This is a genomic window from Trichocoleus sp. DQ-U1 (assembly GCF_039961925.1).
Lineage (GTDB): Bacteria > Cyanobacteriota > Cyanobacteriia > Cyanobacteriales > FACHB-T130 > FACHB-T130.
Genome location: NZ_JAMPKB010000077.1, coordinates 1 through 24,945, shown reverse-complemented (window position 1 = coordinate 24,945; position 24,945 = coordinate 1). Strand labels below are relative to the sequence as shown.

Genomic DNA, 24,945 nt, shown 5'->3' with positions numbered 1-24,945 from the left:
ATTTCTTGGTGAATTTGGTCTGTGGATTAATTGCCTATTGCCATCAGCCTAAGAAGCCCTCTCTCAATATCAATGCGTTTTTCCTCCCTTCGGCTTAACCCGAACTCAGGTTACTTAGGAAGCACAGCAATGTGTATGCTGTTTCTGCACGCTGTACTGAGCTTGAGATAAGTTTGACTATCTAATGAACTTAGCCAATGGCGTCATTTTAAGTTTGGCTTATATTCTGGGCTTGCTTTCTACGGGATTGCCCTGGGGGAAGTACGGAATACTAGCCTTAGGGATTGGGGCAGCTGTTGTCTTGCCCCGATTTTGGCGAACAGGCCCGAAAGCGAGGGTGTGGCTGGTGGCTGGAATTGTTGGGTTGCTAGCGGCACTTTATTTTCAAATGCGAATGCCGCAACCAGCGGCGAATAACATTAGCAAGTTTGTGTCTGCCCAAAATATTAGAGGCCAAGAGCAGGTTGTAACTGTTCAAGGCAAGATTGCAACTCCACCCCGTCTGACGCAAAGTCAGCGATCGCAGTTTTGGCTGGAAGCGACAAAATTAAATGAGGTCAAGAACGGCAACAACAAACCTGCTGATGTCAGCCAAGGGGTAACTGGTAAGTTATACGTGACTTTGCCATTACTGCAAGCGACGGGTTTATATCCAGGTCAAGAAATAGCAGTAACTGGAGTCTTGTATAAACCTAAGCCTGCTGCCAATCCAGGAGCCTTTGACTTTCAAGCTTACCTAAAAAGAGAAGGTGGGTTTGCCGGTCTCAGCGGACGTCAAGTTAGCTTTGTTAATGAACCAGAAAAACGTCCCTGGGGATTTTGGACTATCCGGCGGCGGATCATTCAATCTCAAGTACGTTGGTTAGGCAGTCCAGAGGGTCAGCTGGTCAGTTCGATGGTGTTGGGGAATCAGGCGGTAGATTTACCCTACGATGTTCGCAATAAATTTATCCAGAGTGGTTTAGCTCATGCCCTTGCAGCGTCTGGGTTTCAAATTTCTTTGATTCTGGGTGTGGTGGTGGCTCTAACGCAGCGTTTTTCCGTGCGATCGCAATTTATCATTGGGTTCACTGCCCTACTTGTTTTTGTAGGTTTAACGGGGTTGCAGCCTTCTGTGGTTCGAGCTGGAGTGATGGGTGTCGGAGCTTTAATTGCTTTGGCGATGGAACGAAAGGTAAAGCCGCTGGGTTCGCTCCTACTTGCTGCCACTCTCTTGTTGCTGTTTAATCCCCTATGGATTTGGGATTTAGGTTTTCAACTGAGTTTTTTAGCCACCCTAGGATTATTAGTTGCAGTACCTACGGTTACAAAATGGCTGGATTGGTTACCACCCGCGATCGCATCTTTGATTGCGCTTCCGATAGCCGTTTTTCCGTGGGTTTTACCCCTACAACTTTATGTCTTCGGTCTAGTATCTCCTTACAGCATCCTGGCAAACATAATCAGCACTCCTTTAATCTCCATCATTAGTATTGGTGGAATTATCAGCGCCTTAGCATCATTGATCTGGCCCTTAGCTGGCAGTGCCTTGGCTTGGTTGCTCTATTACCCATCCCAAGGGCTGATTCTGCTAGTGGAATTTTTTTCCCAGTTACCAGGAAATTCTGTTGCTGTCGGTACCATCTCTATTTTGCAACTGTTAGCTCTATACGGACTAATTGCTCTGGCTTCGCTGAGCAAATGGTGGCGTCGGCGTTGGTGGTTTGCGGGTCTAATTGCTGCCAGTTTAGTGGTTGTCCCAGTTTGGCAGACAAAAGCAACTTTATTTCGAGTCACGGTGCTTTCTACGCCGGGAGAGCCAGTTTTGGTGATTCAAGACAAAGGAGAAGTCACCCTGGTTAATAGTGGGGATGATAGTACTGCTAATTTTACTGTGCTACCTTTTTTACAACAGCAGGGCGTCAATCAAATTGACTGGGCTGTGGTAACAGATTCTCAACTTAGTTCTAGAAGTGGCTGGCCTAAAATTTTGGAACGGCTCCCAGTGTCAAGCTTTTATGCTAACACTGCTTCTATTGGTAAACTTTCGACTCTAGGCGTGAAGATTCCAACTCAAGCTTTGCCAGTTGGTCAGAGTGTACCAATTGGAGCTTCAGTCATCAAGTTAATTAGTAGCCAACCACCAGTAGTGCAACTACAAATCGGCAACCAGATTTGGTTAGTGGTGGGAAATTTTAAGCCAGAGGAAAAGGAAAGAAAGTTAGCGCTTCTGAAACAATTACCTCCAGCCCAGGTGCTTTGGTGGTCTGGAGAAAATTTACAAGCTGATATATTGCATAAGATGCAACCCAAGGTAGCGATCGCCGCCTCCGCAACTATCGATCCAGAAACGACGCAAGAGCTGCGAAAAATCAAAACCCAAGTCTATACAACCGAGCGTGATGGAGCAGTCCAGTGGACTCCTAGTGGTGGGTTTGAGACAACGCTGGAAGCAACGGAAAACGATGTCGGTATGAGCTATTAGGAATAGGGAGTTATATTTTCCGGCTGTAGAGGTAAAGCTTAAATAGATAACTGACCTAGCACTCAGACTACCCCGATTGAGACAATAAGATTTTCTGCTCCTGGCAGAGCGTTACCGAAAGCGCCTGCGTCGATTTCGGTAACGCTTCAACTTGATTGCTGCCATTATCGACTTTGAGCTTGCCTCCTCTTCCTAATTCATGCAAGAGGTCTATTGAGCCTTTTTTATAACCGTTTAGGAGATTTGAGAAACAAGCTTTTCCAAAGCACTGTTGGGCATTACCGATTCAAAAGATGATTGAGGCTTGACGCGAAACAATTTTACTTTTAAAGTATTCACCTGCAATCAAACAAATGACCCCCGTATTTATACGGTTTTAGGGGGAGAAGAAGTATTTCAGCGAGAATTTATATTTTTTCCGACATTTTTTTCGATAGCTTATTTACCGAAAGCCTCTACCCGATGCCAATAATGTTTTTTAGAATCCTCTCTAGAATGGAAACTACTCAACCTGCCTTGATAATAAATGGATATGCAGTGACGATTACCTCAAGTCGCGGGATGATGCTTTACTGGAAATTATTCGTTGGGCAGAAGAGATTGGCGGAATTTGGTATATACTGATAATGCTGAGTTATTAACCAAAGGTTAATAAAGATAGCGCTTGGAGAGGTGGCAGAGTGGTTGAATGCGACTGACTCGAAATCAGTTGTGGCGGCAACGTCACCGGAGGTTCAAATCCTCTCCTCTCCGTTGAATTCAGACAATTAGTGAGATGGGCTGAACGCCTTGATTTGGTGGCATCACACGACCAATTATCTGGCTGTGGGTATATCCCAAGGTTTTGAGTGAGGCGACACAAGCATCAGCGCGTTCATCTGGAATCGCAGCTAAGAGTCCGCCAGAGGTTTGCGGATCGAATAGAAGAGAGTAAGTAGCGCGATCGCTAACTGCTGATAAATTGCTAATCTGGCGGGATGCTCGTAAATTCTGCGGGTGTAAAGAACTCACAATTCCCATTTGCAGCGTTTCCAAGGCACCTTCTAGAACTGGGATAGCTTCTAAATTGAACTCCACCGCCACCTGAGATGCTTTGATCATTTCCAGTAAATGCCCCAGCAATCCAAATCCTGTAATATCCGTACAGGCAGTAACTCCATGTTTTAATAAACACTTAGCTGCTGCTTGATTTGACAGCATCATCGACTTGACAGCATCATCAATCCACCGCCCTTTTGCTTGCAAGCGCATCTGTGCAGCAAATAGAGTTCCCGTTCCTAGCGCTTTGGTCAAAATTAGCACTTGCCCCGGCTTCATACCGCCTTTTCGTAGCAGCTGATTGGGATAGGCTAAGCCGTTACAGGATAAACCAAAAGTTAGTTCTGCTCCTTCTGTGGTGTGTCCGCCTACCAGAGGTGTTTGCGACTGTTGCAGCACTTTAGCAGCACCCGATAACAGTTGATAAAGGGTTTCCTCCTGCTTTTCTTCCCAGGCGTAGGGAATAGTGGCAATTGCCAGCGCACTCTGAGGAGTAGCACCCATTGCAAAAATATCGCTTAAGCAATGATTAGCGCTAATTTGAGCAAAGATAAACGGGTCATTAATTAGACTTCGGAAATAGTCTAGGGTATGAACCATCACTTGATCTACTGGCACCTTGACTACGGCAGCATCATCTGGTGCATCAAGTCCAATTAAAATATCTTCACGATTACCAACTTCAGGGTGTTCTAATTTAATGCGGTGTAGGACTCGTTCTAATGTTGTACTACCGACTTTAGAACCGCAACCAGCGCAACGCATTGGCGGGTTAGGGGTTGGGGATTGAGGTTTGGGGATTGGTTGTTGGGTAACGGCTGACATTTCCGGCAAGTTGTGGAAGCGTGCCATAAATTGGCGGTCGATGCGATCTTTCCAGTGCCAAAACAAGCGGGATTCGCAGCCGAAAGCGCCCCAAGAAGCGATCGCATTTTTATCCCCTGTACCAATTAAACTAAGATATTGTTTCTGCGGCTTGTACGGCTTGAGTGGTTTCCCTAGTAGCGTCCGTCGCAGGTTGTTAAACAGTGGCTTCCCCTGACGTACCGCAAAAACTCCCGCTTTGGGACGGGGATGATGAATCATCGTGGCAATATCACCTGCGGCAAATACTTGGGAATGAGAGAGCGATCGCAAAGTATCATCTACCTGGATAAAGCCTTTAGTATCGGTAGCCAATCCAGAGGCTTGCAGCCAACGAGGTGCCGATGCTTGTGTTACCCAAAAAACGCGACACTCAGCAGGAGTCCCCTCGCTAGCGCATTCAACCACTAAACCAGACTCACAAATAACCTTGTGCGGTTGAACTTCACACACCTTTTCCCCTAAATGCAACTCAACCCCACGCTGGATCAAAATTTTCTGGAGACGCCGACCCACCCAGGGGTTATAGTTCGGTAAAAGCTCAACACCGCTATGGAATAGATGGATTTCTAGATTTTCTGGAAACTGCTGGGAATGCTCAAAAAATTGATGCAGGCGAGATTGCATTGCCAGTGCCAGTTCCACTCCACCAGCACCTCCACCCACAATGCTAAGTTGTATCGGTTTCTCAGGCGTTTCTGCAACACTTTTCAGCAGATGATCCCATTCACTTAATAATTTTGCTACGGGTTTAGCTGGAATAGCGTACTCCGCTGCACCTGGTATAGATATTGTGGCTGGGGTACTGCCGATATCAATTGATAACAGATCAAATGCAACATCTGGATGGTTAGCACAGATGACTTTATTATTTTCCAAATCTAGACCAATCGCTCGGTCAAGATAAAATTGTGCTTGGGCGAATTGGGCAAGACGACGCAGATCGATGTGACTTTCATCGTAGTCATAAAAACCTGCCACATGACCGGGCAACATACCAGAATAGGGCGTATGAGAAGTGTCTGTAATCAGCGTCAGGCGTACTCCTGGTAGTGGTTTCATGCCAAGCATTTTCAACACAATGGCATGACTGTGTCCGCCACCAATCAGCACTAAATCTTTAACAATCGGAGATATTACCTGCATCGAAAAGCTAGTGTTTAAATTTTCCAGAGTAACGAGATGCTATCCCTATAGATCGTGGTAATTAATTCAGAGCTGACAAAGTGCGTAGCACGTATCGCGCCCTCAATTTTCAAGTTACACTACCTTGTGGAACGGCAAAACTGAACATCTAACCTCATGATTGACCTTTATACCTTCACGACACCGAACGGGCGCAAGGCTTCTGTCATGTTGGAGGAAGTCGAGCTTCCTTACAACGTCCATAAGATTGACATCACGAAGGGAGAGCAATTTACGCCAGAATTTGTAGCAATTAATCCGAATAGCAAGATTCCCGCGATTGTTGACCAAGATACTGGCATGACGGTTTTTGAGTCGGGTGCTATCCTGATCTATTTAGGAGAGAAAACTGGAAAATTCTTACCTAAAGAACAAAAAGCTCGCTTTCAAGTACTGGAGTGGCTGATGCTCCAAATGGGAAGCGTCGGGCCAATGTTTGGTCAGTTAAACCATTTTAAGAAGTTTGCCCCAGAAAAGATTCCTTACGCAATTGAGCGATATGAGAAAGAGACCCTACGGCTTTACGGTGTCTTAGACAAACAGTTGGCAGATCGGGAATTTATCTGCAATGAATACTCGATTGCCGATATTGCCACATTTCCTTGGGTTGCTAGCTATGAATTTCAAGGTTTAACACTAGATAATCATCCAAATCTTAAGCGCTGGTTTGAAACAATTCAGCAGCGTCCAGCCGTACAGCGCGGGATGGCAGTTCCATAAAGAAAGCAAAAGTTAAAAAGCAAAATGTAAAGGAGTAAGGTGGGCAGTGCCCACCTATTTATTTTAAGTATAGGCGATCGCCTATACTAACCATCAGGCAAGAAAGGGTTATCAACTATAGATCCAAAATCGGTAAGATAGCTCCCATTAGTTTTTATATTTATCCAAATTTTGGACAGCTTTATTATTTAATTTATTGCTCTTATTTTCGCTCAAATATAAACAAAAATAAATCTTCAAATGAAAGTAAAAAATATCTTAAATCATCCCAAATAAGCCTTCATAACCCGCTCATCCTTAAGCAAGTCAGAAGATTTTCCGGTCAAGGTGATGCAACCAGCTTCAAGTACATATCCTCTATCAGAAACTTCAAGAGCCAGATTAGCGTTTTGCTCAACTAAAAGGATGGTTACTCCTGTATCGCGGAGATTTTGAATAATGGAAAAAATTTCTCTGACAATTGCAGGAGCAAGACCCAAGCTTGGCTCATCTAGTAGTAACAGTTTTGGACGGCTCATCAAAGCACGAGCGATCGCTAACATTTGCTGTTCGCCACCGCTGAGTGTCCCAGCAAGTTGATTGCGACGTTCTTTAAGACGTGGAAACATCTCAAATTGACGATCAATATCAGCCCTTACGACTTCCTGGTTGGAGTGGATATAAGCACCTAATTCTAAGTTATCAAAAACAGTTTGTCGTGCTAATACTCTACGTCCTTCTGGAGAATGAGCAATGCCTAGCCGCACTACTTCATGAGGTTGGCGATGAGTAATATTGCGACCGCTGTAAATAATGCTACCAATCCTAGGATTAATTATCTTAGAGATAGCGCGGAGGGTAGTACTTTTTCCAGCACCGTTGGCACCGATAAGAGTGACAACCTCGCCGTTATTGACAGTCAGGCTAATATCGTTTAAAGCTTGAATTCCACCATAATTAACAAAAATATTTTTAAGTTCTAGCAGGGTAAACTTTTCTTGCCCACCCCCTGATTCTCTGGATTTATCAGCGTTCATCAACGTTTAAAGCCCTCATTCATTTCCTAAATAAGCTTCAATGACAGACGGATCGTTTCTGATGACCGATGGTTCGCCCAAAGCAATTAACTTACCAAAATTTAACACGGCAATGCGATCGCATAATCCCATTACCAGCGGCACGTGATGTTCAATTAAGATTACCGTCAAGTTAAACTGTTGGCGGATTTCTCGGATAAATTCGCTTAATTGGTGTTTTTCGCTAGGATTCATCCCAGCAGCAGGCTCATCTAGCATTAGAATTTGCGGTTCTAACGCTAGCGCTCTGGCAATTTCTAACCGACGCTGATCCCCATAAGGAAAATTTCGAGCTTTTTCTTCAGCGCGATCGCCTAATCCCACCATATCCAATAACGCGATCGCTTTTTGTTTATTTAACTGTTCTCGCCTAGACGCTGATGGTAAACTCAACAGCCCAGTTAACAGAGTAGATAGAATATTAGCGCCCTTATTATGAATATGCCGCGCAATCATCACATTTTCCAGAGCCGAAAGATTACCAAATAAGCGAATATTTTGAAAAGTTCTGGCGATACCTTTAGCAGCGATTTGATGGGGAGGGCGCTGGGAAATTTCCTCGCCTTGATAGACTAATTGCCCGCTGGAAGGCCGGATTAACCCAGTCATCAGATTAAATAGTGTAGTTTTACCAGCACCATTGGGGCCAATTAAACCAAAAATCTCATTTTTATGAACCGTGAAAGATACATTATTCACCGCTACTAAGCCACCAAACTGGCGCATTAGTGCTTTCGCTTCCAGACAGGGCAAAGTGTCAAGTTTTAAAGGTGAAATTTCATCCTTCATGCTTTATTCTTCATTTTTCTCTTAAACAATTCTGGCGTCACCAAGCCTTGTGGGAAAAATATCGTTCCCACAACTATTAGGAACCCAAAAATAATCAAGCGACCATCTCGGAGGAATCCTGCTAACCAGGTAGGTAAACCGCTAGTATCTGCAATTCCCCTTAATATTTCCGGCAAAGCTGTAAATACCATACCACCCAATACAGGTCCTACAAAAGTTCTAGTTCCACCAATTAAGACAGAAGTTAAATAAACAATACTGGCATCAAAGGTGCCTTGGCGGGCGTTCCAGGTATTAAGAAAATGGGCGCTAACTGCCCCAGCGATTCCTGCCAAAATCGCGCCCAGGGTAAAAGCTAAAACCTTGTAGTAAGTTGGGTTAATTCCCATCGCCCCCGCAGCTAATTCATCTTCTCGAATTGCTGTAAATGCCCTTCCTGCCCGAATTCGTTCAAGTCGATAAAGCAAGACCATACTAATGATTAGTAAAGGAAACGCTATCCACAAATACTCGATAGGGGTGTGGAAAGGTTGGGGGATGCCAAAAATACCGACAGCGCCGCCAGTGATATCCAAATTTAGCGATAAGACGCGCAAAACTTCTACAAAGGCAATGGTAGCGATCGCTAAATAGATCCCCCGCAACCGCAGCGCCGGAATCCCCACCATAACGCCCAATATGCCAGAGACTATACCAGCAACCAGCATCTCCAATAACAGCAGCGGAATCGGGAATAAACCGCCACTAACGCGAAATACTTGAGTAGATAGAATCGCTGCAATATATCCGCCTAGCGCATAAAAACCAGGACTAGCTAGAGATAACTGTCCAGTCATTAGGGGCAGGTACAACGACAATCCTAGCAGTGCCCCTAACACCATAGAAACGATCAGCGATCCATAAGTGTTCAAAAAATCATTCATTGCAACACATCAAAAATAAAAAATTAACGAGCAATATTTAGTTTTACATTTCACATTCCAATAACTATACTTTTTGAATCAGGCGACGCCCCAGCAAACCCTGAGGTCTAACTATCAGCATTATGAATAGTATTCCAAAAGCAAACGCATCCTTATAAGCAGAATAATCTGAAGGGACAAATGCCTCCACAAGTCCGATCGCTAAACCTCCCAAGACGGCACCAGGAATACTTCCTAAACCACCTAGTACAATAACAGCTAAACCCTTTAGTCCAAATGCAATACCCAAGTAGGGTCCAGCGATACTTACACTAGACCCTACTAAAGTCCCTGCCAATCCAGCTAAGAAACTGCTGACGAAAAACGTCAGGACAATAAAGAAGTCGGTATTGATCCCTAGCAAACTAGCAGTTATCGGATCTTCAGCTACAGCTTTCATCGCCTTACCGAATTTAGTACGATTTATGCAATAAGTGAGGATCGCCAAAATTATTACACATACACTAAAAATTACAATTTGAACGCTACGAATAGGAATTGGGTTTTCTCCCGTACCAAAGTTGATAGAAGGAGGCAAGTTACCGTAAGTATTTGCAGGAAAACTATAACTTTCTGCTCCCACCAAATACTGGATTAAATTTACAATTACTAAGGCTACACCAAGGCTAGAAACTACCGTCAACAGAGGATCAGAGCCTTTACGTCGCAAAGGTCGAAAAGCAACACGCTCAATTCCAACCCCAACCAAACCAGCCAGCGTACTCCCTAAAATTAATGCTAGTGCAAATGGAAGCTTTATCGGTAAACTTGCATTTGCAAATAATCCGTTAAATCCAAATGTTCCTCCCATCAGGGCATAAGTGAAGTACGCTCCTAAAGTAAAGAGTGCCCCATGAGCAAAATTAATAATCCCTAAAATAGAAAAAATTAGAGTGTATCCCAAAGCGAAAATTGCGTAAACACTGCCAATAGATAAACCGTTTAGGAATTGTTGTAAAAACAGAGTGATATCCATATATTTTTTATTAGGGTGGGCTTTGCCCACCCTAAAGTTATTTAACTAAAGCGAATTTACCATTATTTCCGTCTGCATCTACCTTGAGCTGTGCGACGTAGAATTCTTTTTGTTTGACATCACCTACTGGCGTAAAGCCAATCTCACCTAGTGGCGTCTGGTACGTACCAGCTAGCAACTGCTTGTTCAGTTCTGTACGCAGTTGCGGCAGAGGCATGGTGCTAATTTTGGTTTTCTGATTTAAAGCTTTTAGAGCCTCTGCATACACTTGAACCGCTGCAAAGGCTTGGGCACTAAATTGCGGTGGTTCTTTTTTATATTGATTGATATAAGCGGTGCGGAAAGCAGTGTTCACCTCACTAGAGTATTCAGGGCTATAAGCTTGTGCAACGAGAACTCCATCGCAGAGAACTTTACACACATTAAATATATTGGAAGTATTAAATCCATTGCCCCCAACAATAGTACCTTTATAACCCAATTCCCGCAGTTGGCGAACCAAGTTTCCTCCGTCTGCCGCTAGTCCAGAAATAATCACTAAATCGGGTTTTAAGTTAATAGTATTGGTGGTTTGCGTTTGAAAGTCCGTATCGCTCGTCTGGAACTTTTGTACCGTTACTAAATCAAGTTTCTGGTCTTTAACTGTTTGCTGAAAAATTTCTGTCTCCGACTTACTAAATGCATCATTCTGAGCGTAAAATACCGCAACTTTCTTGATATTTGGGTTAAGCTTGAGGGCTGCTTTTAGCGAGAGAGGAGCGACAATGGAAACGGGTGCTGAGACACGAGCAACATAATCTCCAATCTCTGGAATTCCTTTAGCAGTGTTGGATGCTCCAATAACTGGCACTTTGGTTCTCTCTGCAATGGGGTCGGCACTAAATGCTTGCTGCGAAAGAGTTGGTCCAACAATGCCGACAACTTTATTCTGACTAATTAGGGTTTGAAAGGCATTGATCGCTCCGGCTTCCTCTCCACCTGTGTCCTGAACAATCAATTTAATCGGGGTGCCGTCAATACCACCTTTGTCATTAAAGTATTTCTCGGCAATTTTGGCACCCGCAATGCCTTCCTGACCGAGGAGAGCGACGTTACTGGTTTGCGCTAAGGCAATCCCAATCGGAATGGCACTAGATGAACTTGGGGCTGCTGAAGGGGCAGTAGTGGGGTTTGTGCCCACAGGGTTCGTTTGGGTGCAGGCTGACAGTAAGAATGCAACGGTAAGAAATACGGCAGAGGTTCGCACAGCAGGTCGTTTCATAACTCAGTAGATTGTAGATATTTTAGAAGGCTGTTTTTTTCAAACCGGCTTTCTATCTATATTTTCGGTTTTTTTGTGTCTACCTACTAAGGTATGAAATATTCCTTGAGAATTTTACATTCTTCCCATGACAATTCCCCAAAAATAATCCTCGAATGGCCCTTCAGCCACATCTACGTGCATCTTTCTTGCCCAAGTGTAGATGTCGAAGCTGATATGTCCGCTATCGTGGTGCCAAGGTTTACCCGGTTGAATCACAATATTGCCTAATAGAGAAATCCAGTGAGTCGGGTAAGGCAGCAGGGGTGGTTTGTTGCTGAGTAACCCTTCCGCCGTCACCAAGGCAAACGCAACGCCACCGCTGGCGATGACTTCTGCGGCTTCGCGCATCGCATCAAATTCGCCATAAATATAGGTATGGGCGTATTTAAATTGACGATAGCCCAGCACTTCTTTCACCCAGCCTTTCATCTCCCATGATTTCGTCATCCCGCCCAGATTCCGAATGATGTTGGGGGCGTTGGGTTCGACTGGAAAAATCAGGTTTTCTGATTCGCGCAAGGTTGACAATAGCATCCAATCTGCCATCCCCATCCGCAGTCTGCCTTGGCTTTGGCGCAGTCTGGGCGATGCTTGGATATATCGATTTCTCGCTTGAAAACCGCCGATTTCAAATAAACTGCGGCAAATTTGTACGTATTTGAGGGGCTGTTTGCGAACCAGCTCAAATACAATCGATGCTGGCCCGCAAAAGGGTTGTCCCCCTTGATTTACTTGAAAGGGATCGATTAGACGCGATCGCATATCAGCAATAACTTGCTGTTTATCCAAACTCGACCAAACACTGGGGGCGCTGGATTGCTCGAAGTCTGCGATCGCTTGCTGTGCCTGTTGCAAATCAGTTAAATTTGGCAGTTGAGAAGTCATCAGCACCTCATGGGATTGAAGAAAGATTGCCAGCGAGTTTCAGGTTAGCAGGTTAGCAATTACAGACTCAAACGATCCTTTAAACCTTCACCCTGACAAGCCTTCAATCCTCCACTCTGCAAAATTTCTCAACACACCTGACAAATATCTCAACACCCATCTCCAGTGCTGTTTCATCAAAATTAAATCGCGGATGATGGTGCGGATACGCTAACTCTTTTTCTACATTCGCCGAACCCAAAAAGAAATAGCAACCGGGCAACGCTTGCAAAAAGAAAGACATATCTTCGCCGCCCATTGTTTGGCATTCTGGCACAATTCCAATCGGAGTTTCTACCACCCCTTCCGCTACAGAACGCACGAGTTCCGCCATCTTGGCATCATTAATCACCGGAGGATAAAGCCGCTTGTAGTCCAGTTGATAAGTGGCACCGTGGCTTTGACAAATACCCGCAATAATCTGCTCGATCCGTTGCGGAATAAGTTCTCCTAGAACCGGATTAAAATATCTCACAGTACCCGTGAAGAAAGCCGTATCAGCAATTACGTTAAGCGCTTTGCCTGCATGAAGTTCCCCGACGGTAACGACGGCGGACTCTAGGGGCGAGACATTTCGAGCCACAATTGTCTGCAAGGCAGTAACAATATGAGCGCTGACTAAAATTGAATCAACTGTTTGATGAGGAATCGCCCCGTGTCCGCCTTTGCCTTGAATCGTGCAGCGAAAACCTTCTGTTGCTGCCATCAAAGCACCTGTACGGACTCCCACAGTGCCGAGAGGCAGATTATTCCATAAATGCAGCCCGATAATCCCATCCACCTGGGGATTTTGTAAGACACCGGCTTCAATCATCGGCTTGGCACCTCCTGGCCCTTCCTCAGCGGGTTGGAAGATAATTTTTACAGTGCCAGCAAAGTCATCGCGATGCTCAGAGAGATAGTAAGCCGTCGAGAGAGCGATCGCTGTATGTCCATCATGACCGCAAGCGTGCATCACTCCATCATGCTGCGACCGATAAGGCACATCATTCTCTTCTTGAATCGGCAGGGCATCCATATCGGCCCGAATTGCCAACACTTTACCGGGTTTATTACCAGTAATTGTGGCAACAATTCCAGTATTTGCAATGCCAGTTTCATGTTCAATTCCCCATTCTTGCAGTTTTTGGGAAACTAACTCGGCAGTTAAATGCTCTCGAAAGCCTAATTCAGGGCGCTGATGCAGCCGCCGCCGCAACTCCACCAGCATCGGCTGCAATGCTTGAATTTCCGGTCGAATCCGAGATGAATCAACAGAAAGAGGGCTTAAAGAAGTAGCAAACATCTTATTCAGACTCCAAAAATTTATGATGACGTGAAGGAATTAATCGGGTAGGGCGGTGTATCGCCAGAACTTGACTCCCTACCCTTGGTTATCTTTGAATTTTGGTTAAAGTGGCATCAATCGCTCTATATCTAAATCTGACGCAACTTGAGCGAGTTTACCGAGATCGCTGAGGTCGCTCAGATTGGGCAGAATCCCAAAAACTGGGGTATTGGTGAAAGACTCAATCAAATCGATTGGACACCAATCGGCGATTTCTTGTTCGGTACGAGGTTGAACGCAATTCAGGACGATGCCTTTGAGGTGGACACCCGACTGACGAGAGAGGGCAACATTCGCAACCGCTTGGGCGATCGCTCCTAATCTTACCGGCACCACTAATACCGTTGGCAACCCCCAATCCCTAGCCAAATCCGCTACCGTGAGTTCGTGCGTAACCGGCGAACCCAATCCTCCCAATGCTTCTATCAGCACAAAATCTCGCTGACGCCGCAGATTTTCAAACGCTTGCCAAGCTTTTCTTAAGTCAACACTCCTTCCTTCCCGTTCAGCGGCGATGGGAGGCGCTAACGGTGCCTGGAAGTACAACGGATTAATTTCCTCTAAAGATTGATTGAGAGAAAATAACTGATTGTAAAGTTCTCTATCCCCAGTTCCCGACTGAATTGGCTTCATCATCCCTAAGCTTTTGGCAGGACAATACATCTGCCAATAAGCTGCCAAAGCCGCAGTCAAAACTGTTTTCCCAGCGTCCGTATCGGTTCCAGTAATTAGTAGCGCGTTCAAAGTAGTTGTCACTCGTCAGTTGTCACTCGTCAGTTGTCAGTAGAAGTTGGAAGCTTGTAAAGTTGGAAATCCATCTTCTAAGGTTTACCCACCATCGATTACCCATTACCGAACACTAATATCTAGCGTAAAGGGTGTATCCTCTGGCGCAATTACATCAATTTGATAATTTCCAGCGCGAGGCACCTGAGCCTGCCAAGACAAAACGCCAGAGGCATCTTCCACGAGAGTGCCATCGGGATACCGAATATCTAAAGTTGCCCCACCTGGTTGAATGTCCGCCTTCAGTACCTGCCCTTGTTGCACATTTACCAAGTAACGCTTAATGCGCTGCGGACTGGTTCGAGCCGAAACCTGCACAGCCGGTTCGCCGGGAGGGAAGGTAATCGGTTGAGTATCAAATTGACCGGCGGGAGGAGTGGGAGTAGGAGTAGGTGTCGGAGTGGGTGTGGGTGTCGGCGTTGGCGTTGGGACTGGGTTCGCAAGGCTAATCTGTAAGTTATAGTCGCTCTGAGGCAACCCCTTGATCGGACTTAGCTGAATGGTGTAATTGCCGGTAAAGGGAAGCGTTCCTGTCCAACTTCGGACTCGCCTAGCATTGTTACTAATTGGGTTTTGATCGGGTCCCAACACCGTCATTAACACGCCTTCGTCATTCAGCAAGGAATTTAATTGTTGATCTTGTTCTCCACGAATGATGTAATTCAGAGTTTCGTTTCCTTTGAGATTTCCTTGTTTATTCAGCGTTTGACCGGGTACTAAGTTTAGGCGCTGACTGTACGCTACTGGTTCTAAGCTGGGTGTGGGCGTTGGCGTTGGTGTGGGCGTTGGCGTTGGTGTGGGCGTTCGTGTTGGTGTGTCAGAAACTATCGGCGTTGGATCTGGTTGAGGCTGCCGATTAATCACAAAACTGACTAACGCCCAAGAACCCAGTCCAGCTAATAAAGCAAGACTGATTACAACTGCGAAGACAGCCCAAGGATCTTCCCAAGTCGAGCGGCGCGGTTCGGGAATCACTGGATCGGGTCGAGTTGGACGGGCGGCATTCGGATTGACCGGGTTGCCAGGAGTATTTTGGTTAGGTGTCACCGGATCGGGTCGGCGTCCTACCGCTACTGTTTGTACTTGGGAAGTAGTCGGACGGGGCGGTTGGGGGCTGGGAGCTGACGGTTGCGGGTTAGCAGGTGGAGGTTGAAAAGTCGCTGGTGGAGGTTGAAAAGTTGCGGGTGGCGGTTGGATCGGTGGTGGAGGTTGAAAAGTTGCGGGTGGCGGTTGAAGAGCGGCGGTTGTATTCGTCAGAGATTGGAGTGCTTGTACAACCTCTCCAGCTGATTGGTAGCGATCGCCCGGTCGATAACTTAACATCCGATTCAATACTTGAGCGAACCCATCGCTGACGTTCGCCCACCTGCGCCATTGCCACGTTAGCTGAGTCGCATCCAGCAATTCTGCTGGCTCTTTGCCTGTGAGCATTACCGCAGCCGTCGCCGCTAAAGCGTAGAGGTCGCTGCTAGGGTAAGCTTGCCCTGCCTGTATTTGTTCGCTGGGGGCATAACCGGGTTTCCCGACCGTTGTCGCGATTGGTCTGGTAACATCTGGTAGCTGAAACCGAGTTGCCAGCTCCTTAACCACGCCGAAATCGATCAGCACAGGTAAGCGATCGCTCTCCCGTAAAATAATATTGTCCGGCGCAATATCCCGATGAATAATCCCTTTAACATGGATGTGCGCTAAGACGGGCAACAACTGCCGCAGAAATTGCACCACTTCTGCCTCCGAGAAAGTGTTGCCTTGACTCCGACGCTCATCAAGCAGCATCCGATAAGTCTTCCCCTCCACATAGTCCTGCACTAGGAACAACCGCTGATCTTGCTCAAAAGTAGCCCGAAACTGGGGAATCTGCGGGTGCTGGATTTGGTAAAGAGTCGTCGCCTCTCGCTGAAACAGTTCCCTTGCTTTCTCCAGTGCATAAGCTGATTCTTGAGCAGGAATTAATTCCTTTAAGGCACATCGTTCGCTAAAGCGCCCCTGGTCTTCTGCTAGATACGTTCGTCCGAACCCTCCCTGACCGAGAATACCGATCAAGCGGTAGCGGTTTTGTAGAATCGTTCCAATGACAATCGGGGGTTGCATAAATAAGGACTAGGGAAGAAGGGCTTTTCAAGATGCAATTTATGACAAAGCTATGCTACCTTACCTTTTTGGATCTATTTTGGCAAAAGCGGTCGAGAGCTGTTCCATCAGCTTGCAATCTTGCCTGATTGGAAGCTGGGTCAATCGCCGCAGCCATCAGTCGTACTTTTCGATGCGAGTAAAAGCGATCGCGTTCCCTTAATGTATTTTTACTTTGCTTTCTATTTGTTAAAAAATTATTTATTATCAAAGCATTTGTCTGGAAATCTGTATATTTGACTTGCCTATGCGATCTAAAGTTTATGTTTTATCAGGAGAAATACGGAGACATCGTCTTGACAATTTACTTAAGATTATAAAAAACTAAGGCATTTTACTGAGAGGCTCATACCTGAGAAACCTGCATTGAAGAGTTAGGTTCTCAAACTTAAGACTAAAACTTTCTAATTCTTGTCTATAGAGCAATTTTTTAGATATTCTGTAACCAGTGATTTAGATATTCATCCCTTCTTAACAAATAAATTTGATAAGTCTTTTCGGTGACAATGATAAGATTGCGATCGAAGTAGCTCTTGAGGGTCTGCTGTGCTCCGTTCTCCCACTATATCGCTTCAGCCTACGCTGCCACAAATAGCAGATAACAATCGTCTGCGACTGTTTTCCGGCTCTGCTAATATACCCCTCTCTCAGGAAGTTGCTCGCTATCTAGGCATGGACTTGGGACCAATGGTTCGCAAGCGGTTTGCTGATGGAGAGCTTTACATTCAAATTCAAGAATCGATTCGAGGGTGTGACGTCTACTTAATTCAACCCACTTGCCATCCGGTGAACGATCACTTGATGGAATTGCTGATCATGGTTGACGCCTGTCGCCGCGCCTCGGCTCGACAAATTACCGCAGTCATTCCTTATTATGGCTATGCGAGAGCCGACCGCAAAACAGCGGGACGCGAATCTATTACTGCCAAACTGGTTGCAAATCTGATCACCGAGGCTGGAGCCAGCCGGATTTTGGCGATGGATTTGCACTCAGCCCAGATTCAGGGATACTTTGATATTCCCTTCGATCACGTCTACGGCTCACCCGCCCTCATCAATTACCTGGCAAACAAGCAACTATCTGACTTGGTTGTTGTTTCACCGGATGTAGGTGGTGTGGCTAGAGCTAGAGCGTTTGCGAAAAAGCTGAACGATGCGCCGTTGGCGATTATTGATAAGCGTCGGCAAGCGCATAACGTAGCAGAAGTAATGAATCTGATTGGCGATGTCGAAGGCAAAACAGCCGTCTTAGTAGACGATATGATTGACACCGGCGGCACCATTTCAGAGGGCGCTCGGTTGTTACGCAAAGAAGGCGCTAGGCAGGTATATGCCTGTGCTACCCATGCAGTTTTCTCTCCACCCGCGATTGAGCGGCTCTCAAGCGGGATATTTGAAGAGGTGATTGTCACCAACACCATCCCAGTCCCCGAAGCAGATAGATTTAAACAACTGACGGTTCTTTCGGTCGCCAATGTGCTGGGCGAAACTATTTGGCGGGTTCACGAAGATAGTTCTGTCAGCAGTATGTTCCGATAAATCTTAATCCGCGAGGGATGTAGTTTTTTTAGGTCTAGGGACATGGCAATGCCATGTCCCTACAAGATTACAAGTAATGCAAAAATTCTCCTGGGACTAATCGCAACTCGCCAGATGTAAAACGATTAATTTCTACCCAAAGTGCCGCTTTTTGGCGATCGCCTTCAGCAAAAATTGTTCGTTCAATCTGATAAAGCTTGGGATCGACAAAATCACATTGATACAGTTGAATGATTTCGTGACCAGGCTTACCGTTGAAAGTAAACAAATTTTCGATACAGCCAAGATATCGAATATTCGTTAATTCAGCCTGGATTTCTTCTTGAAATTCTCGTTGCAGTGCTTCGAGGCTGGTTTCTCCAAAGTCAACGCCGCCCCCTAAGGCGCGATAAAATGTATTTTGCTTAACGGGGTCATAGCCTTCGGAAATAAAAATGCGCTCGTCGTTCCGAATCAGCCCCAAGGCAAGCACCCGAATTTCACCTGATTTGTGCATCGTTTTTGTCAATTTTCGTTGTAACTAAAGGCAGCCCGACTTTCGCTACCCTCAACGGGCCAGTCTTCATTTTCGCCGCCAATGTACAAACGTTCAATTCTCACGTATTCGTTGTTCAGCTGGTTGAGAGAGTTGATCAGGATATCAAGCGCGATCGCATCACTGGTTCCTAGATCGAGCCAGCACCGTGCCCATCCCCCTTCGTACTCAAACTCGCCCATATTATGCATGAGCGAGACCATCGTGTTATCCGCTGCGTCAGAATCGTAGTCCATGTAGCTGATATCTAAACCCGTATCCTGGACTTGGAGATTTTCTGCATTAAATCCTCCCAATTTCCCCAAGAAGAACCAGGAGTTAAACACCTCCTCGACATACTGCTTTTCCATCTCCGAGGGAACCATGCTGAACTCCAGCCAGACCCACAGATCGAAAGGGTTAAACTCGCGGAACACTACCTGCATATCAACTGTGAAGTATAAAGTGTAAAGGATGAAATTCGAGAAATCGGCTTCAATCCATTGTTTTGGAACCGCAAACTCATTTCATCCTTTCTTTCATCCTATCGTTTATACTTCATCCTTTTAGGCTTTATCCTCCCGTAATCCGGCGTTGTGCTTTATCGCGTTCTCGCTTCAGCTGTTTGACGACGTTCGCCGGGAGTTGGGCTTCTTTTGCGATCGCTTTGTCAAAATTCTCCACCGCTCGCTTGATCAAATCTTGGTTATTGTTTTTCTTCTTCCCTTGCTCAACCAGGATCTGCCCCTTGAGATAGAACAATTCTGGGTTATTTGGCGTGATTTGACTTGCCTTCTCCGCAAATTCCCACGCCTTATCGTACTTCTTCAAGTCCCGATAGCCGACGGCAATCCCTCGATAAGCCAAATAAGACGGACTTGCTTTTTCTAAGCGTTCAATCGCTTGATTGGGGTTGGAAAATGGCAAATTCACCGCAATCATCAAATCCATATACCCCTTGAGCAAGTTGAGTTCTGCGTCATCAGGTGCTACCTTTTCAGCTTTATCGAGGTATTCAAATACCTGCTGCAATTTACTCAAAGCTTGCGGACCACTTTTGATTGCATCTCGATTCGCGATCGCAATCGTATGAGCGCCTTGTAAAAAATGACCTACTGCGGTGTAGAGATTTCCCCGCAAGGGATCGCTTGCTGTGAGCTTCTCAGCCGTTTGCAGCGTCTTGTCCGCGTATAATTTAAACTCATCTAACAAAGCTTGTTTTTGTTGCTTGCTCTCCGCACTTTCCCCTTTCCAGTCAATAGAGGAGTAGGTGAGAGACGCCTTCATTGCGTATGCTAGGGGTTCGTTGGGTTCCTGCGTTTCCGCTTGCTGTAGGTAACGCTTTGCTTCTAGATAGTTTCCCTTTTCAAAGATTGCCTTGAAAGCAGCTTCTGTACTGTCTCCGATATTCCGAGGGTTGCTAGAGCGAAAAGGGTCATCCGCTAGACTAGGGCTAGACCAAACGCTGACTGCCATCAGCGATGCGAGCAGAGCAAAACGTGCAGACGCTGGCGCGATCAAAGGCTTAGAGCAAATCGCGGGTGTATTTGCGATCGCAGAAACAATCTGCTTCGGAACCGAAAATCGATCCATTATCGTCATCCTCACAAAACCTTACGCTTGAGTGAATGCTGTCTCCAATGTTAAATGCTATCTAGTAACGCCAGAAAATATTCTGTTACCATCGCCCTTCGGCTCAACATTTAGAAACAACAAGTGTATAATTAGTCACTTCTAGATAAAGAGAGTTAAATGCGTTTGACGCCTTTACTAAATTCCAGGTTCCGGAAAAATTTAGTTAATTTTTTTTAAATGCCAAGGATAAAAGTAGAAATAAAGAGATCCGGAATTGCGGATAAAATTTGTTTTGATAAAAAACAGGTTTCGTTCAGTTTTTCTTGTGCCGAATAATTTAAGTCAAAATTAAAGAAGGCTTTTTTGTTCCCAACTGGATGCCTTGACGAGTTCGCTTTCTATTTTCTATTCGGGTAATTAATGCTCTATCTCAAAAACCTGACTTATCACCCCCCGGCTGCCCCTACTGCGATTCTAAAGGCCCTTAATTTAGAACTGGCACCGAACAATCTGGGTCTTGTCATCGGCCCAAGTGGCTCTGGCAAAAGCACATTTTTAGAAATTCTCGCAGGTCTGGCGGAAAAAACGGATGGTGCCCTCTATTGGCGAGACCAAGAACTGACTCCCGAACATCTGCAACAGTTGGGAGGATTAGTGTTTCAATTTCCAGAGCGGCATTTTTGTGGCGGGACAATTTTAGAAGAACTGCGGATGGGGCATCCAGAGTTGGGATCGGAAAAAGTCACGGAAGCTCTGCAAGAAGTAAATCTGGCACATCTGCCGTTGCATACCTCACCGCATTCCTTGAGTGGAGGTCAACAGCGACGCCTTGCTCTAGCAGTGCAGTTAATTCGCCAACCTCATTTGCTGTTGTTGGATGAACCCACCGCTGGCCTAGATTGGTCAATGCGGCGTCAGCTAGTTAGTTTATTAGCAAAACTCAAAACCCATTGGACACTGTTGGTTGTCACTCACGATGCGGGTGATTTGTTAGCGATCGCCGATCGATGCTGGACAATTAACCACGGAGAATTGCAATCGGTGGAACCAGCGTCATTGGAAGCTAAAGTAATTGAGCCGCAACCAGCAGCTTAAATGGGTTTGGGCGGTTGTAGGGCGAACCCTTTCCCGAAGGGTAATTCACAAATTTAAAAAGTTGAAGGTTGGCGGTCATGGGTGAGATTGAGACGCTAATATTGCCGGAAATGGCAGACATCTGGCAGCAAACATTAGGCTGGCAGCCGGAAGCCGAACAGAGGCAACAATTTCAGCGCCTTTACGAGCTAATTTTGGTAGGAAACCGCCAGCTAAATTTAACTCGCATCACCGAACCGACAGAGTTTTGGGAAAAACATCTGTGGGATTCTCTGCGAGGAATTGCACCCCTGCTATCCTCCCATTCGGAAGGGACAAGCGATCGCTTGTCCCTTCCCTCCGTCGAACGCGCTATCGATATTGGGACTGGAGGAGGATTTCCGGGGATTCCCATTGCGATCGCCCTCAGCCATTGCACCGTCACTTTACTGGATGCCACGCGCAAAAAAATCGCGTTTTTAGAAACTCTGATCGACCAGATGGGGATTCAAAATGCTGCTACTTTGACTGGTAGAGCCGAAGAAATTGGTCAACATCCCCAGCATCGAGCTTCTTACGACTTGGCACTGGTGAGAGCCGTCGCCACAGCATCTGTCTGTGCAGAATATGCCCTCCCGTTACTAAAACCCGGTGGCTTAGCCATCCTCTATCGAGGACAGTGGACAGAAGAAGAAACCAATGCTCTACAACCAGCGCTTGTGCAATTGGGTGGTGTCATTGAGTCGATAGAAGGGTTTACGACTCCTTGTAGTCATAGCGATCGCCACTGTCTTTATCTCCGCAAAGTGGCACCCACGCCGAGGGAATTTCCGCGCACTGTCGGCTTACCTGCTCAAAAGCCACTTTAGCCGCAGGCGATGGCAGGGTGGGGTTTTTTCGTATTTGTGGGTCATCAACCAGATTCGATATTATCCATTCTCGTAACGCTGCAACAGACTGGCTAAAAACTCAGCGGCTGTGGTGTAGGTTCGCGTTTCCGCTTTTCCCTTTACTGAACTTACCCACCAACCTTGTGCAGTTTGAGGCGATCGCCATAATTCTAAATGCTCTACTGGCGGATCGGCATAGAAACTCTCTTCGCCACTTCCCAGTACCGCTGAACTCCAGTGTGTAAAGTAATCGTGACTGAGTCGATGGATGGGAAAGTTACCTGACAAAGGCATACCCCAGCCATCTAGCGCAATCAAAGCTTTAACCGTTCCTCCCGATAGCTGCCACAGCCAAGCCGCTCCAATTGCACCCACAACACCGGCACTGAAGCTAATAAAGATTAGTGGCAATGCTTGTAGATTGGGCGAACCAAGATTTACGCGCAAATAATTGTAAATATCAGCCGCTGAGTAAGCGGCGAATTCTTGAACCGGAAAAATCAACAGCTTCTCTCTCTTTTTTGGCTGTAATTCTTCCAGAAAACTCTGCGTTAGCGCTGGATCGTGGATACCTGGGCAAATAATGACGCTCATCATTTCTAAGGGTTAGGGGCAAATGATGACGAGCATCAGTTGAATTATGAAAATATCTTACAGACAAAACATCGATCTTCAGATATAAAAAATCTTAGAAAGACTTTTAAAGGTTTCAATTCAGGGTGTAGCTAGTTGTTAGCGGGTTCCCAGCAGAATCTATGATTTCAACGATTAGTAAATCTGGACTTACGCTCTTTAGCTGAAGACATAAACTGCCTGTCGCTATTATGTTGCACTTATAGGTGGCAAGAAGTGTATGTGACAAGAAGTGAAAAAATATGGTGGCTGTACGTGGCAGTGGCGGAATTTCTGAACACAATCCCAACACGTTCTGTTGGATTCAGGAAACACTTAGCAAATGAGACACAAGAAGATAACAGCGCTTCAGCGAAATCTAGCGCGCTAAGTGTATTCCCTTATGGCTGTTCGCTTACAGAGGATATGCGGTGGCGTCGTGACGGCTGCCCTTCCTTGTTGGCATCGGGGTTTCGATTGCGGCACTGTGTCTCTGGCAAGGACTAGAAGCACTGGAGAGCGATCGCATTCAGCAGAAAATTGACTGGAAGCCGAGAGTATAAAAATCGAACTCACTGGGGAAATGGAAGAGCGATTTTTAGCACTGGTTCGCATGGCAAAGCGCTGGGAAAATGCGGGGAAGCCATCTCAGCAAAATTGGGAAGCAGATGCAACGCTTAATATTCAGCACTTCAGCGGCTATCAAGCGATTGAATGGGTAGATCCAGAATTTAATGTGCGCTGGGGTATAACCAGTGACAGTCGCAGAAAATCTTGCCCTAGCGCTAGCCGATTTATCGCTGTACGAAAATTTACAAAAACAAAACTTCCCGATTCACGGCAATACGGGAGAGGCAGTCATTCATGCGGCGGATGCGGCACTTTACAAAGCGAAGGCGCAAGGACGCGATCGCGTTAGCGTATGCCACTAGATGCAGCTCTTCGCCCGATTGCTCGCTCCTGACATCAATCATTGGATGGATGAATCGCGCCTCAAAACTCGCTGCAATATTATCTAACTACTAAATTTTTTACCTTAATCCCCCCATAGGGGATGTTAACCTAAAAAAGGAGTGGTGCTTTGAGGGGATTGAATCTGTACGACAACGCGATCGCCTCAGTTTCCACTCTGATGTAGACACCATTCAAGTTGAGGAACGCGACTTGGTAGCCACCCCAGAAAAACTTCAACAAAATAACGATTCAGCCACAGGTAACGACCGCGTAGCCGTATTGCTGATGGGCTATGGCGAAGTAGAAAGCTACGACGACTTTGCCAACTACAACGAACAAGCTTTAAATCTACTCACCGCTAAGTTTGCGCCGGTACCCACCTGGATTTATCCACCACTCGCAAAGCTTTTGGCAATCTTTGACCTGCACGAGTGGAACCACCAGCACGATCATTTTATTTCCCCCCACAACGCAATCTTTGAACAGCAACGGGCGGGGATAGAAAAAAATCTACAAGAAAAATGGGGCGATCGCGTTAAAGTTTTCAAAGCCTTTAACTTCTGCGCTCCCTTCCTTCCCGAACAGGTTCTTGCTGAAATCAAAGAGCAGGGTTTTGACAAACTGCTGATCTACCCGCTCTTAGTAGTAGATTCTATCTTTACCAGCGGGATTGCGGTCGAGCAAGTAAATAACGCCCTTTCCAAACTCTCTGACGGTAGCGAACATTGGATTAAAGGACAGCGCTATATTCCCTCCTTCTACAACGAACCCGCCTACATCGAGTTGTTAGCGAGTCTAGTAGAGGAGAAAATTGCCCGCGATTTAGCAGTCGCGCACCTGCCCTCCCAAACTGCCATCGTGTTGATGAACCACGGTTGCCCTCACAAAGCCAAAGGATTTACCTCTGGCATCACTGAAAGTGAGGCACTCTACGAGAGAGTTAGAGAGAAGCTGATCAATAAATATCCGCTGATTTCAGTGGGTTGGCTCAACCATGACACTCCTCTGATTGAATGGACTCAACCCAATGCTACCCAAGCTGCTGAAAATCTAATTCTGCTGGGTGCTACCTCGGTTGTTTTCATGCCGATTGGCTTTGCTACTGAGAATCACGAAACTCTGCTAGATGTAGACCACATCCTGCATAACTTAACCTGAGTTCGGGATAAGGAGGGGACAAGCGAGTAAGCTAAAAGTCATCACACAACAGCTTTACAGGCTCGTCCCATGCTTAGTCTAGAAGAACTTTTTTGCTCTGTCGATG

21 protein-coding genes, 1 tRNA gene and 1 pseudogene are annotated in these 24,945 nt (G+C 46.0%); 9 read left to right on the top strand and 14 right to left on the bottom strand.

All coding sequences use genetic code 11. From position 1 onward, the window contains the following. Positions 1–184 precede the first annotated feature (184 nt). Entirely contained in the window at positions 185–2,464 is a 2,280-nt protein-coding gene (locus tag NDI34_RS23040) for a ComEC/Rec2 family competence protein (RefSeq protein ID WP_348233950.1), read from the top strand. Between the two features lie 666 nt (positions 2,465–3,130). Continuing rightward, positions 3,131–3,217, top strand: a tRNA-Ser gene (locus tag NDI34_RS23035). 6 nt (positions 3,218–3,223) lie between these two features. On the opposite strand, the gene selD is transcribed toward NDI34_RS23035, so the two are convergent. Continuing rightward, positions 3,224–5,512, bottom strand: coding sequence for a selenide, water dikinase SelD (selD, locus tag NDI34_RS23030; protein ID WP_348233949.1), 2,289 nt, complete (start codon positions 5,510–5,512; stop codon positions 3,224–3,226). A gap of 156 nt (positions 5,513–5,668) precedes the next feature. Here selD and NDI34_RS23025 point away from each other — a divergent pair, with 156 nt between their 5' ends. Then, positions 5,669–6,271, top strand: coding sequence for a glutathione binding-like protein (locus NDI34_RS23025; RefSeq protein WP_348233948.1), 603 nt, complete (start codon positions 5,669–5,671; stop codon positions 6,269–6,271). Positions 6,272–6,534: 263 nt separating this feature from the next. Here NDI34_RS23025 and NDI34_RS23020 read toward each other — a convergent pair whose 3' ends face one another. The 9 genes from NDI34_RS23020 to NDI34_RS22980 form a co-directional block, all read right to left on the bottom strand. Continuing rightward, positions 6,535–7,287, bottom strand: coding sequence for an ABC transporter ATP-binding protein (locus NDI34_RS23020; RefSeq protein WP_348233947.1), 753 nt, complete (start codon positions 7,285–7,287; stop codon positions 6,535–6,537). Positions 7,288–7,302: 15 nt separating this feature from the next. Beyond that, positions 7,303–8,115 carry an ABC transporter ATP-binding protein gene (locus tag NDI34_RS23015; protein ID WP_348233946.1) on the bottom strand — a complete coding sequence of 271 codons (813 nt, stop codon included), beginning with the start codon at positions 8,113–8,115 and terminating at the stop codon, positions 7,303–7,305. After that, complete coding sequence (locus NDI34_RS23010; RefSeq protein WP_348233945.1) at positions 8,112–9,038, bottom strand: branched-chain amino acid ABC transporter permease; 927 nt, start codon at positions 9,036–9,038, stop codon at positions 8,112–8,114. The genes NDI34_RS23015 and NDI34_RS23010 overlap by 4 nt, the downstream gene beginning before the upstream one ends. Before the next feature lie 64 nt (positions 9,039–9,102). Further along, positions 9,103–10,053 carry a branched-chain amino acid ABC transporter permease gene (locus NDI34_RS23005; RefSeq protein ID WP_190416003.1) on the bottom strand — a complete coding sequence of 317 codons (951 nt, stop codon included), beginning with the start codon at positions 10,051–10,053 and terminating at the stop codon, positions 9,103–9,105. 37 nt (positions 10,054–10,090) lie between these two features. Next, positions 10,091–11,314 (bottom strand): ABC transporter substrate-binding protein, encoded by a 1,224-nt coding sequence (locus NDI34_RS23000; protein ID WP_348233944.1) that lies wholly within the window; start codon positions 11,312–11,314, stop codon positions 10,091–10,093. A gap of 114 nt (positions 11,315–11,428) precedes the next feature. Further along, positions 11,429–12,241 (bottom strand): hypothetical protein, encoded by an 813-nt coding sequence (locus NDI34_RS22995; RefSeq protein WP_348233943.1) that lies wholly within the window; start codon positions 12,239–12,241, stop codon positions 11,429–11,431. A gap of 103 nt (positions 12,242–12,344) precedes the next feature. Continuing rightward, on the bottom strand, positions 12,345–13,565 hold the full coding sequence (locus tag NDI34_RS22990) for a M20 family metallopeptidase (RefSeq protein ID WP_348233942.1): 1,221 nt from the start codon (positions 13,563–13,565) through the stop codon (positions 12,345–12,347). A gap of 105 nt (positions 13,566–13,670) precedes the next feature. Then, positions 13,671–14,351: a dethiobiotin synthase gene (gene bioD / locus NDI34_RS22985; RefSeq protein ID WP_348233952.1), complete on the bottom strand. Its 681-nt coding sequence runs from the start codon at positions 14,349–14,351 to the stop codon at positions 13,671–13,673. A 105-nt stretch (positions 14,352–14,456) separates the two neighbouring features. Then, positions 14,457–16,484, bottom strand: a complete 2,028-nt coding sequence (locus NDI34_RS22980; RefSeq protein WP_348233941.1) for a protein kinase — start codon at positions 16,482–16,484, stop codon at positions 14,457–14,459. Between the two features lie 585 nt (positions 16,485–17,069). On the opposite strand from NDI34_RS22980, the gene NDI34_RS22975 reads away from it, so the two are divergent. Continuing rightward, on the top strand, positions 17,070–18,062 hold the full coding sequence (locus NDI34_RS22975; protein WP_190415987.1) for a ribose-phosphate pyrophosphokinase: 993 nt from the start codon (positions 17,070–17,072) through the stop codon (positions 18,060–18,062). Positions 18,063–18,129: 67 nt separating this feature from the next. Here the strand turns inward: NDI34_RS22975 and NDI34_RS22970 are convergent, their stop codons facing one another. From NDI34_RS22970 to NDI34_RS22960, 3 genes are all read right to left on the bottom strand, one after another. Continuing rightward, on the bottom strand, positions 18,130–18,558 hold the full coding sequence (locus NDI34_RS22970) for an NUDIX hydrolase (RefSeq protein WP_190415986.1): 429 nt from the start codon (positions 18,556–18,558) through the stop codon (positions 18,130–18,132). An 8-nt stretch (positions 18,559–18,566) separates the two neighbouring features. Continuing rightward, entirely contained in the window at positions 18,567–19,022 is a 456-nt protein-coding gene (locus tag NDI34_RS22965; RefSeq protein ID WP_348233940.1) for a DUF3531 family protein, read from the bottom strand. A gap of 127 nt (positions 19,023–19,149) precedes the next feature. Next, positions 19,150–20,052: a Sll0314/Alr1548 family TPR repeat-containing protein gene (locus NDI34_RS22960; RefSeq protein WP_190416001.1), complete on the bottom strand. Its 903-nt coding sequence runs from the start codon at positions 20,050–20,052 to the stop codon at positions 19,150–19,152. Between the two features lie 519 nt (positions 20,053–20,571). Here NDI34_RS22960 and NDI34_RS22955 point away from each other — a divergent pair. Together NDI34_RS22955 and rsmG are read left to right on the top strand one after the other, a co-directional pair. Then, the gene (locus tag NDI34_RS22955) at positions 20,572–21,246 is read left to right on the top strand and encodes an ABC transporter ATP-binding protein (RefSeq protein ID WP_190415984.1); all 675 of its coding nucleotides are present in this window, start codon (positions 20,572–20,574) and stop codon (positions 21,244–21,246) included. Positions 21,247–21,323: 77 nt separating this feature from the next. Further along, positions 21,324–22,094, top strand: a complete 771-nt coding sequence (gene rsmG, locus NDI34_RS22950) for a 16S rRNA (guanine(527)-N(7))-methyltransferase RsmG (protein ID WP_199299663.1) — start codon at positions 21,324–21,326, stop codon at positions 22,092–22,094. Between the two features lie 60 nt (positions 22,095–22,154). Here the strand turns inward: rsmG and NDI34_RS22945 are convergent, their stop codons facing one another. After that, positions 22,155–22,709: a hypothetical protein gene (locus NDI34_RS22945; RefSeq protein WP_348233951.1), complete on the bottom strand. Its 555-nt coding sequence runs from the start codon at positions 22,707–22,709 to the stop codon at positions 22,155–22,157. Positions 22,710–23,130: 421 nt separating this feature from the next. Here NDI34_RS22945 and NDI34_RS22940 point away from each other — a divergent pair, with 421 nt between their 5' ends. The 3 genes and pseudogenes from NDI34_RS22940 to NDI34_RS22930 all read left to right on the top strand — a co-directional run. Next, positions 23,131–23,271, top strand: coding sequence for a hypothetical protein (locus NDI34_RS22940; protein WP_190675253.1), 141 nt, complete (start codon positions 23,131–23,133; stop codon positions 23,269–23,271). A gap of 39 nt (positions 23,272–23,310) precedes the next feature. After that, the gene (locus tag NDI34_RS22935) at positions 23,311–23,646 is read left to right on the top strand and encodes a hypothetical protein (protein WP_348233939.1); all 336 of its coding nucleotides are present in this window, start codon (positions 23,311–23,313) and stop codon (positions 23,644–23,646) included. Positions 23,647–23,891: 245 nt separating this feature from the next. Continuing rightward, positions 23,892–24,833: pseudogene (locus NDI34_RS22930) on the top strand (ferrochelatase); the annotation flags it as partial. Positions 24,834–24,945: the final 112 nt, after the last annotated feature.

Excerpts from the sequence above, each read along its gene's own strand:
- NDI34_RS23040 (WP_348233950.1), top strand. The coding sequence starts at position 185 with ATGAACTTAGCCAATGGCGTCATTTTAAGTTTGGCTTATATTCTGGGC.
- selD (WP_348233949.1), bottom strand. The coding sequence starts at position 5,512 with ATGCAGGTAATATCTCCGATTGTTAAAGATTTAGTGCTGATTGGTGGC.
- NDI34_RS23025 (WP_348233948.1), top strand. The coding sequence starts at position 5,669 with ATGATTGACCTTTATACCTTCACGACACCGAACGGGCGCAAGGCTTCT.
- NDI34_RS23020 (WP_348233947.1), bottom strand. The coding sequence starts at position 7,287 with ATGAACGCTGATAAATCCAGAGAATCAGGGGGTGGGCAAGAAAAGTTT.
- NDI34_RS23015 (WP_348233946.1), bottom strand. The coding sequence starts at position 8,115 with ATGAAGGATGAAATTTCACCTTTAAAACTTGACACTTTGCCCTGTCTG.
- NDI34_RS23010 (WP_348233945.1), bottom strand. The coding sequence starts at position 9,038 with ATGAATGATTTTTTGAACACTTATGGATCGCTGATCGTTTCTATGGTG.
- NDI34_RS23005 (WP_190416003.1), bottom strand. The coding sequence starts at position 10,053 with ATGGATATCACTCTGTTTTTACAACAATTCCTAAACGGTTTATCTATT.
- NDI34_RS23000 (WP_348233944.1), bottom strand. The coding sequence starts at position 11,314 with ATGAAACGACCTGCTGTGCGAACCTCTGCCGTATTTCTTACCGTTGCA.
- NDI34_RS22995 (WP_348233943.1), bottom strand. The coding sequence starts at position 12,241 with ATGACTTCTCAACTGCCAAATTTAACTGATTTGCAACAGGCACAGCAA.
- NDI34_RS22990 (WP_348233942.1), bottom strand. The coding sequence starts at position 13,565 with ATGTTTGCTACTTCTTTAAGCCCTCTTTCTGTTGATTCATCTCGGATT.
- NDI34_RS22980 (WP_348233941.1), bottom strand. The coding sequence starts at position 16,484 with ATGCAACCCCCGATTGTCATTGGAACGATTCTACAAAACCGCTACCGC.
- NDI34_RS22970 (WP_190415986.1), bottom strand. The coding sequence starts at position 18,558 with ATGCACAAATCAGGTGAAATTCGGGTGCTTGCCTTGGGGCTGATTCGG.
- NDI34_RS22965 (WP_348233940.1), bottom strand. The coding sequence starts at position 19,022 with ATGCAGGTAGTGTTCCGCGAGTTTAACCCTTTCGATCTGTGGGTCTGG.
- NDI34_RS22960 (WP_190416001.1), bottom strand. The coding sequence starts at position 20,052 with ATGGCAGTCAGCGTTTGGTCTAGCCCTAGTCTAGCGGATGACCCTTTT.
- NDI34_RS22955 (WP_190415984.1), top strand. The coding sequence starts at position 20,572 with ATGCTCTATCTCAAAAACCTGACTTATCACCCCCCGGCTGCCCCTACT.
- rsmG (WP_199299663.1), top strand. The coding sequence starts at position 21,324 with ATGGGTGAGATTGAGACGCTAATATTGCCGGAAATGGCAGACATCTGG.
- NDI34_RS22945 (WP_348233951.1), bottom strand. The coding sequence starts at position 22,709 with ATGAGCGTCATTATTTGCCCAGGTATCCACGATCCAGCGCTAACGCAG.
- NDI34_RS22940 (WP_190675253.1), top strand. The coding sequence starts at position 23,131 with ATGGCTGTTCGCTTACAGAGGATATGCGGTGGCGTCGTGACGGCTGCC.
- NDI34_RS22935 (WP_348233939.1), top strand. The coding sequence starts at position 23,311 with ATGGAAGAGCGATTTTTAGCACTGGTTCGCATGGCAAAGCGCTGGGAA.